Genomic DNA, 9611 nt, shown 5'->3' on the forward strand with positions numbered 1-9611 from the left:
CTGGGTGGTTGTCATGGGGTCTCCGTTGACAGTGGGTGCCGGTGGTCCGACGACGGCGGCAGGTGCCGGCCGCCGTCGTCGGACCGTTGGGCAGCTGGCTAGCGCTTGTAGCCGCCGTTGGACTTGATGTTGGCGTCAATCGCCTTGACCGCCTTGTCCAGTACGGTCTTGGAGTCGGCGCCGGCCAGGATGTCCTGGACTGCCTTGCCGTACTCGGTGGCGATGAACGGGTAGGCGGGCGTCTCCGGCCGCATGACCGCGAACTTGCGGGAGAATTCCATGAACACCCGGTTGGCGCCGCCCTCGGCAAAGGCCGGAAGGAGCGCGGCGGCCTCATCGGTGGCCGGGATGGTTCCGGTGGCCTTGGCCACTGCGGCCAGGTTTTCCGGCTTCAGGGAGTAGGACAGGTAGTCCATGGCGGCGTCAGCGTTCTTGCAGCCGCTCGTCACACCCCACTGCCACGACGCGCCGCCGATCTTGGGACCGTTGCCCAGGTCCACCGTCGGCATGACCACCAGGTCCTTGCCGAGTGCAGTACGGGCCTTGTCCGCTGCCCAGGAACCGGTGTAGAGAAGGCCGCTCTTGTTGTTCAGGAAGTCCTGGGTGGAATCCTTGCCGCTCTTCTTGGCCATGAAGCCCTGGTCCACGAGGCCGCGGAACCAGTTGGCCCACTCGACGGCTTTGTCCCCGTTGAGGGCGCCGTCCGCGGACTGGAAGCCGTCACGGTTGACCAAATCGCCGCCGAAGGACTGCAGGAGCGGCGAGTAACCGTAGGGCAACCACTCGCCGGCGCCCGCCGTCCCCATGTCCAGGGGGTACTGCCACTTGCCGAGGGCCTTGAGCTTGGTCAGCGCGTCCTGGAACTCTTCCTTGGTCCACGGCTTGTCGATGGTGGCGGCGCGGACTCCGGCGGCCTTAAGGTCCGAGGCGCGGGCAAGCATCGCCAGCGCTACGTCGTAGTACCCCACGGCGTAGGTCTGGCCCTCCCACTTGGCCACGGTGCTGGGCAGGTTCTTGGAGATGTCGGCGGAGAGCTTGAGCGGGGTCAGGTACTGCGCCCAGGCCCAGTTGGGGACGTTCGGGCCGTCGATGTCCACGATGCAGGGCAGCTTGCCGGCGGCAGCCGCGGAGACCACGGAGTCGTTGTAGGACTCCTGCGGGAAGGCCTGGACCTTGATGTTGGCCTTGGCGCCGCTGCTCTTGTTGTAGGAATCGACGATTCCCTGAATGGCCTTGAGCTCGTCGGGGTTGCCGGCGTTGTGGGTCCACATGGTGATTTCATTGGAGCCCTCGGTCGATGCCGAGGCGCTGCCTTTGCCGCAGGCGCCGAGGCTGCCTACGAGTGCCGCCGCGGCTATGCTGGTGGCCAGGACCCGCGTGAATCGCTTGTTCATGATGGTCAATCCTTTGCTGAATTTGTGCGTGGATGATTGCCCGGGGTCCGTCGGGGGCGCGGCCGGTGCAACGGCTGCGTCCCCCTTTTTTTGACGGTTTCCCGGTGGTGGAACTGATGGTTGGTGTGTGTGCCTTGTGGCTTAGCCTGGCGGGGGGCCCACCGACCCCCGCTCAATCAGGGGGCATTCCAACTGCGTCTGGGCCGCCGGCATGCCCGGATTCTCGATGTCGTCCAGGATGCGGTTGACTGCCCAGCGCCCCATGTCATAGTGCGGCAGGGCCACAGTAGTCAGCCCCGGCCACAGTGAGTCCGCGATGAGCTCCAGGTTGTCGATGCCCACAATGGAGACATCTTCCGGGATGCGCAGTCCCAGTGCCGTTGCCGCCTGGTAGGCGCCCATGGCAACCCTGTCACTGAAGCAGAACAGGGCGGTGGGACGGTCCGGCTGGCCGAGCAGCGCCAGCCCGGCTTCCCGGCCGCCTTTGGTGTCGGGCTTCCCGATCACTAAGTGCCGGGAATCGTGTTCCAGCCCGTGCCGGCGCAGGGCGTTGAGGAAGCCTTCCAGCCGGCCGTGGGTTGCCGGGATGTCGTCCACGTTGTTGATCATCCCGATCCGGGTGTGGCCGGCCCGGATGAGGGCGTCGACGGCGGTTTCGGCGGCACCGACCTCGTCGGGGACAATTGACGAGACCGCGGTGTCGCCGGTGACGGCATCAAGCAGCACCGTGGGAAGGCCGTCCAGTTCGGCAGGAACCTGGACACCCTGGTGGTACAGCCTGGCGTAGACCACGCCGTCCACCTGGTGCTGCTGGAGCATCCGGATTTCCCGGGCCTCCAGTTCGCTGTCCAGGCCCGAGTTGACCACCATGACCACGTAGCCGCGTTCGTAGGCGGCGTCCTGCGCTCCGCGGATCATGGCGCCGGCGAAAGGGGTGGTGGTGATCTCGTCACTGACGAGCCCAAGAATCTGGGACCGCTGGTTGCGCAATCCGCTGGCGAGCCGGTTGGGGGCGTAGCCAAGGTCCTTGGCCACGTCCCGGACGTGCTGCTGGGTTTCCGCCTTGACCCGGAAGCTGGTGGCGTCGTTGAGCGCGTGCGACACGGTGGTCACCGAGACCCCGGCGGCTCTCGCCACCTCGCGTATACCAACTTTGGTCGCCATCGACTGTCCTTTGCAAAACGTTTTGTGGGCTTGTGTGACCCACAGTACACAAAACGTTTTGCAAGTGTCAACCCGCGCGGGCCGACATCACCCGGCCGAGGGGATCCGGCCGGATCTGCCGGACGGGCGGTTAGTGGCGTTGCCCGAGGGGTTCAGGCAACGCCGGCTCCGGGAGGTTTGCCCGGGCCCGGGAGGCAAGCGCCGGAGACACGGCCAGAACGATGGCACCGGCCAACGGAATGACCAGCAGCCCGGTACGGAGGCCTGCGGTATCCGCGACTGCCCCGACAACGGGCGGTGAAAGCAGGAATCCGAGCCGCATGAGCCAGCTGATGACGGTCAGTCCGGTTCCCGCCCTGAGCCCGGGCAGTTCGTCAGCGGTGTGCATGGCGGCGGGCACAAGGGTCGCCACCCCGAGGCCCGCCAGTCCGAAGCCGGTGATAGTGCCTGCGACGGATGGAAAGAGCAGGGCCGTGCCCATTCCGGCAGCAGCAACGGTCCCTCCGGCCTGCGCGACAAGCCGCTGACCGAAGCGGTCAACCAGGCGGTCTCCGAACATGCGGCCGATGAACTGCATGCCAGTCAGGGCAACGAAGCCAAGCCCCGCCACTGTCGCGGAAGCTTCGAGGGGGCCGGACAGGTAGACCGCGGCCCAGGAACTGCCCGCGTCTTCCACCAGAGCCCCGGCCGCTGCGATAAGGACAAGCGCCGCGAGAATGAAGTACTTCGCCGGCGCGCCCCGGGCAGCGCGGCGGTTCTGTCCGGGCGCTCCGGCCGCCTCCGGCACTTCGACGGGCTCCGGTCCCGGCAGCAGGTAGCGGTAGCAGGTAAGAGTCAGCGCGCTGAAGACGACCAGCGATACCGCCAGATGCAGGCCCCGCGGGATGTCCAGTCCGGCTGCCGCTGCACCCATGAGGCCGCCCAGGACGGCGCCGATGCTCCAGACTGCGTGGAACGAGTTGAGGATGGACCGGTTGTACAGCCGCTGCACCCGCAACCCGTGCGAATTCTGGGCCACGTCGGTGACGGCGTCCATTGCGCCGGCGACAAACAGCGTTGCCACAAGGGCCAACCAGGACGGGGCGATCCCCGCGAGCAGGATAGCGACCCCGATCAGCCAGGTGCCCGCCGTCGCGACGCGCGATGATCGGAAGCGGCGCACCAGGACCCCGGACGCCAGGCCGGCAATAATTGCCCCCAACGGAAATGACGCGACGGCGACGCCGAATTGGGCGTTGCTCAGCTGGAGATCGTCGATAATTGCCGGGTAATGGGGCAGCAGGTTGGCGAAGAGCGCGCCATTGGTCAGAAACAGTGCCGCCACGGCGAACCGGGCGCGCTGTAGCCGCTGGGGGGACAGTTGGGGCGCGTCGGCAGGGACAAAAGCTGAACTCATGAGTCGGGTGCAATTCTTTCGACGGCCTCGCGGACCGTTTGTACGGGCATGGGGTTCAGGGCCAGCGCCCGGTGGATGGACAGGCCCTCAATCAGCGCATCGAGCATCCGGGCAGTGTCCGGATCGAAGTGCCGTTCCAGGGCTGCCCGGCTCCGCGCCATCCAGGTGTCGGTCACCAGCCGCAGGTTGGGGCGGCGGGCGGCCAGCGCATACAGCTCGTACGTCAGCAGGATGCTTCGCCGCTCCCCCAGCAGGTCACCGGTGATCAGCCCGACGACGGCCTCCCGCGCCTGCCGGGGACCGTCCGCCGCCGACAGCGCCGCTTCGAAGCCGTCTGCCGTAAGGTCGGCGAGCTTCGTAAAGGCGGCCGCCAGGAGCTCGTCGATGCCCTGAAAGTGGTACGTCATGGAGCCGAGGGGGACGTTTGCGGCCGCCGCGACCTTCCGGTGCGTTGTGCCGGCAACCCCGTTTTCAGCGATGACATCCAGCGTGACGTCAATCAGACGCTCCCGGCGTCCCGGATCATGGCGGCGGGAGCGCGGTTTTTCCGACGGCGGCCCCTGGGGCGCCGTCATAGCTCACGGACCACGCGGGCCGGGTTTCCCAAGGCCACGACGTTGGGCGGCACATCGCGGGTGACCACCGCCCCGGCGCCGATGACGCTGTTTTCACCCACTGTGACCCCAGGCAGGATGATGGCCCCGCCGCCGATCCAGACGTTGTCGCCAATGGTGATCGGCTGGGCCGCCTCGAGCTTGTCCCGCCGGGGCCGGGGTCCCAGCGGATGCGTGGGCGTCAGCAGCTGGACGTTGGGGCCGATCTGGCAGTCCTCGCCGATGGTGATCGGCGCAACGTCCAGGGCTGTGAGGTTGAAGTTGATGAACGTGCCTTTGCCGACCCGGATGTAGGTGCCGTAGTCGACGAACAGCGGCGGCCGGATGTGGGCGCCGTCGGCAAGTTCACCCAAGAGTTCCCTGATGATCGGCTGCGCCGAGTCGATATCGCGGGCATAGGCTGCCTGGTACTCGACGGCCAGGCGGACTGCGCGCTGCTGCCGGGCGGCAATGTTGGGGTCGTCGGAGATGTAGAGGTCCCCTGCCAGCATGCGCTCGTGGTTGGTCCGGGTGTCGCCTGCGAAGTAGTCGGAAGTCATGCGTACAAGCGTACACAGTGCTATGTACATTTGTACACACCGTGTACGCGCCCTTCGAGCCTGTCGGGACCCAGGTTTCGACAAGCTCAACCAGCGCCTGTCGGGACCCAGGTTTCGACAAGCTCAACCAGCGCCTCTCGGGACCCAGGTTTCGACAAGCTCAACCAGCGCCTGTCGGGACCCAGGTTTCGACAAGCTCAACCAGGGCGAGCCCGTGCCCCCACATGAGTCCGGCCCGGGACCGCCCTTGCGGGCGGCACCGGGCCGGACGTCGAGTGAAGCTGTGCCGCTACCGGCCTGTGGTGAAGCTCCAGGACGTTCCGATGAGCGGGTTTGCCGCAGCATCCTTGATACTCGTGGACAAGACCACCGTGTACCTGGTGTTTGCCGCCAGGGTGACGTTGGGGTTCAGCGTAGCGACCCGCGTCGTGGCGTTGTAGCTGACCGCGTAGCTGACGAGTGCTCCCGTGGCCGCGTTCCGCAGTGCGAACGTTCCGCCGCTGACACCCGTCACTTTCTCACTGATGGTGGCAGTGACGTTGGCCGTCCGGCTCACCCCGGTTGCGTTGACTGCAGGCGTCCTGCCGGTCACCGTCGGCCGCGGGCCGGTGGTGAAGGCCCAGGAGGACGCAGCAAGCGGGTTGCCCGCCAGGTCCGTGATGCCCGCGGTAAGGCCTGCGGTGTGCTTCCTGTCTGCAGCGAGGGTAGCCGTCGGGTTCAGCGTCGCAACCCTGGTGGTGGCGTTCCACGTGACCGGAGCGGCGATGAGCGCTCCTGCCGAGTTCTTCAGGGTGAAGGATGCCGTTCCCAGTCCTGCGATCGCCTCGTTGAAGGTTGCCGTGACGTTGGCGGTCTGGCTGGCCATCAGCGAGTTGGTGGCCGGAGCCTTGGTGGTAACAACGGGGCCCACGGTGTCGACGGTGAGGGCCAGGGATCCGACGGACCGTGTCTCGACGCCGGCCGGGCTGACTTCGCCGGCCGTCACTGTGTGCCGCCCGTTGGCCAGCGCGCGGTTGGACGTGATCGAGTAGCTGCCATTCGCGGCCACTGTTGCCGAGCCGCTGGCCACACCGTCAATGTAGAGGTTGACGCTCGCGGCGTCCGGCAACGCCGCCGCACCCGTGAAGCTTGGGTTGGTGCTGCGCGTGATGTTGTCCGTGTTCAAACGCCCAGTATCGCTGGCGGCCGTCAGGTCAGGTGTGCTCGGCCCCTTTGCCAGGGGTGCCGTGCATTCGGGCCCGGCCGGGCCGCCGATGGCCGCATACTCGAAAATCGTGACTTCGTTGCCGACCGCGGCGTTGCGTCCCAGCCACATTCCCCGGCTTTCCGAGCTAGTGGGGGATGCAGCGCGGTCTGCGTCGGACACGCCGTCCGTCCCGACGCCGGTGAGGCCCGTCCACGTGGCCGTCCAGGTGGTGACACCCGGGCCGTCGTAGGCGATGGTGCCGTCGTCGCCGGCGACTGAGCTTGCACGGAGTGTCCGGCGCCCGTTGACCACGAAGGACTGGTTGGCGGCCACGACCCTGGCTTCGAGCTGGTCCGCCGGAAGCTGCCCGCCGCCGGGCGCAACAGCGGTGCCCTTCATTACCACGGTGCTGGCGTTGACCTTCGTGGCCGGCTGCGTGACGATGACGTTCCCCACGAAAGTCTGGTCGCCGACGTCGGGCGCTGTCAGAACACGGATCACGTCACCCGAGCGGATGTCCGGAGTGGTACCTTCCCAGCAGCCTCCGCCGGGATGGTTGACTTCCACGATGCCGGCCACGGGCACCAGGTTCGACGCCGTGCCGATGACAGCACCGCCGCGAAGCACCTGGATGGTGGGACGGTCGCCGGCTGCGTACCCTTCGGCGGAGACCATGTCGCGTTCCGGGAAAACAGTAATAATGTGCGCACCCGGGTCACTGATCACGGCTGAACCCGGAACGGCCACGGCCTGCACGGCGAGGACGGCAAGCGCCCCCGCGGTGATTCCCGTTGCCAAGCGCTGACGATTGCGTGCAGAATTCATGGAAAGCTCCCCTCCAAAGGCCCAGACTTCACCTGGCTGAACCCCAGCCCGCCGGTGATGCACATCAGGTCCATGGCCCGATGTGGATGCCAGTATCGGAAAGCGACCCTGCGGAAAACCTAGACAGCGGGGCCCGGGTCCCCCGAATGGGGGTGCCCGGGCCCCGTGCCCTGCTTCGCTACGCGTCCACCAGGTCCTCGTCCACTTCCTCGAACTCCACGGCCGCCACGATTTCCTTGGTCTCCGGGTTGAGCATGAAGGCCTCATCGTCCTCTTCAATCATGAGGAAGTCGCCGTGGTCCGTGCTGAAGTGCCAGGCCAGGACCGTCTCGCCGTTGTGCTCGTAGTTGGGATCGCCCATGGTGATCTTCTGCAGCGCGTGACCTGCGACGCCGCACAGCTCGCGGATGATGACCTCGAACTCAGGGGCGTTATCCAGTGCTTCCTCCGCGGCTTCGGCACGGCGCTCGTCGAGGTCCGGAATCTGGGCGACGCGCATCGCGATGTGGGCGGTGAGCTCGACCTCGCTCAGGACCAGTAGTCCCTCCTGGCCCCGAAGCCAGGCTGCGTTGAGGCCGGTGACGTCCTCGGTTTCCAGCAGCGATTCGAATTCGGCGTCGAGGTCTTCCATGGCCTGGACGGCCTCCGGCAGTTCCCCGTCAGACTCTGCGTCCCATTCGCCGTCCAGGTAGATGTCCGCTTCCTCGTCCGCGAGGGAATCGAAGGCCGCCGCGGCGCGGTTGAACAGCTCCAGGTGGGCTGTGGCGCCCATTCCTTCGAGGCCGTCGCGGACGTAGGTATCCAGCTCTTCACGCTCCGGCGCGGTGAAGACGTACTGTGCAAAGCCGCCGCCCAGTGACTGGGTCACGTAGAAGTCCACGAAGTAGCTGCGCAGGGCGTTGGGCGCGATCTCCCCGGAGTTGAGGAGCTCCTGGTACATCGTGTTCACCACGGAGACGTTGGCGTCAACAATCTCGTCGTTGCCGGCCTCGGTGCCTTCAAGGGTCAAAACGACAGGGTATTCGCTGGAAGTCATGGGAAATCCTCACTGCAGAAAGCCGGTGGTGCTCAGGACCCTTTCAACGTACGCGCCGACACTTGCCCGGCGGTTGAGTGGGAGGTGAACGCCAGGCGAAGTTTCAGGGCACCTCCCGGCTGACTAAGATGGATCAGATAACCTGCAGATTTTTGACCTGCTGAAAGTAGCGCGCACCATGCCATCCAAACCGGACGAGAGTGCGGCACTGGCAATCCAGACCCCCGCGATCAACGACCGCTCCCTCGCGGCCGGACTCGCGTATGCCATGGGCAGCCGCGTGTCCGGGATCTCGTTCGACGCCGTCACGGGGCTGATGCTGGGCAAGGTGCGCGGCGGCGCCGAAGTGCCGTATTCGACCACGGCGAAACTCGTGCGGAGAGCCGCTGGCTGGAGCTGCACGGTGGGTGTCTGCAGCTGTCCCGTCCGCAAGGACTGCAAGCATGTGGCCGCGCTGCTGTTCGCCGCCGAGGACAATCCTGCCATCCGTGTGAAGCTGCTGGCTCCGGCAGAGGTTTCCCGGCTGTCGCGCGAGCCGTCCGGTCCGGAGCTCGCGGACTGGGAACAGGCGCTGAGCCCGCTGATTTCACAACCGGGCATTACCCAGTCCGCCGGCGGCATCCCGCTGGCCCTCCAGTTCGAGGTGGAGGAACCGGCCCCGCATTTCTCCTACACCGGCCGCCGGGATCCGCTCCGCAGCGTCCGCCAGCTCAAGGCCCGCCCGGTGATCATGGGGGCCAAGGGCAAGTGGATCCGTGGCGATGTCTCCTGGAACACGCTCAGCTACCTGAATTTCCGGCGCGAATGCAACGAGGCCCACGTGGAGTGGATGCAGGCCTTCCTCGCTGCCCATACCTCGGCCGCCAGCCGGGTGCACTCGTCGTCCGCCCTGTGGCTGGGGATGAACACCTTTGCCGGCAAGAACCTGTGGAGCCTGCTGGATGAGGCCAAGAAGATCGGCGTGGCTCTGGTCCACAGCCGCGGGCAGGAGCCGGTACGGATCGCAGAAGTGCCTGCCGCCGTCGGCCTTAATCTGAGCCGATACGGCTCAGGCGTGGATGGTGCAGCGGTGGATGTCGCAGCGGCGACTGACAACGCGGCGGCGAATGGCGCCAGGTCCAGGACGCCCGACGGCGGCGGGCTGGAGCTTGCGCCCACCATCACCGTTGAGGGCGGGGAGGTGGATCCGGCATTGGTGGGAACCATCGGCCGCCCGGCGCATGGCATCTTCATAACCTCCGGCGGGGATGCGCTGCCCGGCGTTGCGGCGGACACCGTGATCACCCTGGCGCCGCTCGAAAGCGGGCTGAGCGAAGAACTCCTGACGTTCGTCACGGCCGGGAGCACCCTTCACATCCCAGCCCACGACGAAAGCCGCTTCCTTACAGGGTTCTACCCGAAGCTGAAGCAGACGGCCCGGGTTACGGCGTCGGACGAGTCGGTTGAACTGCCCACCC

General features: G+C 66.5%; 7 protein-coding genes and 1 pseudogene. 1 reads left to right on the forward strand and 7 read right to left on the reverse strand.

Features of this window, described 5'->3' with window-relative positions; translation table 11 throughout:
• Positions 1–98: 98 nt before the first annotated feature.
• The 7 genes from LQ144_RS22105 to LQ144_RS22135 all read right to left on the reverse strand — a co-directional run bounded on the left by LQ144_RS22105 (position 99) and on the right by LQ144_RS22135 (position 8154).
• The gene (locus LQ144_RS22105) at positions 99–1394 is read right to left on the reverse strand and encodes a sugar ABC transporter substrate-binding protein (protein WP_230121398.1); all 1296 of its coding nucleotides are present in this window, start codon (positions 1392–1394) and stop codon (positions 99–101) included.
• 141 nt (positions 1395–1535) lie between these two features.
• Positions 1536–2558: a LacI family DNA-binding transcriptional regulator gene (locus LQ144_RS22110; protein ID WP_230121399.1), complete on the reverse strand. Its 1023-nt coding sequence runs from the start codon at positions 2556–2558 to the stop codon at positions 1536–1538.
• Positions 2559–2688: 130 nt separating this feature from the next.
• Positions 2689–3954 (reverse strand): MFS transporter, encoded by a 1266-nt coding sequence (locus tag LQ144_RS22115; RefSeq protein WP_230121400.1) that lies wholly within the window; start codon positions 3952–3954, stop codon positions 2689–2691.
• The gene (locus tag LQ144_RS22120) at positions 3951–4529 is read right to left on the reverse strand and encodes a TetR family transcriptional regulator (protein ID WP_230121401.1); all 579 of its coding nucleotides are present in this window, start codon (positions 4527–4529) and stop codon (positions 3951–3953) included. The genes LQ144_RS22115 and LQ144_RS22120 overlap by 4 nt, the downstream gene beginning before the upstream one ends.
• Entirely contained in the window at positions 4526–5107 is a 582-nt protein-coding gene (locus LQ144_RS22125) for a sugar O-acetyltransferase (RefSeq protein ID WP_230121402.1), read from the reverse strand. Before LQ144_RS22125 ends, LQ144_RS22120 begins: the two co-directional genes overlap by 4 nt.
• A gap of 289 nt (positions 5108–5396) precedes the next feature.
• Positions 5397–7118 (reverse strand): Ig-like domain-containing protein, encoded by a 1722-nt coding sequence (locus LQ144_RS22130; RefSeq protein WP_230121403.1) that lies wholly within the window; start codon positions 7116–7118, stop codon positions 5397–5399.
• A gap of 178 nt (positions 7119–7296) precedes the next feature.
• Complete coding sequence (locus LQ144_RS22135) at positions 7297–8154, reverse strand: hypothetical protein (RefSeq protein WP_230121404.1); 858 nt, start codon at positions 8152–8154, stop codon at positions 7297–7299.
• Positions 8155–8332: 178 nt separating this feature from the next.
• Between LQ144_RS22135 and LQ144_RS22140 the strand changes: the two are divergent.
• Positions 8333–9611, forward strand: a pseudogene (locus LQ144_RS22140) (helicase); the annotation flags it as partial.

It is taken from the genome of Arthrobacter sp. Bi83, assembly GCF_918698095.1.
Taxonomy (GTDB): domain Bacteria; phylum Actinomycetota; class Actinomycetes; order Actinomycetales; family Micrococcaceae; genus Arthrobacter.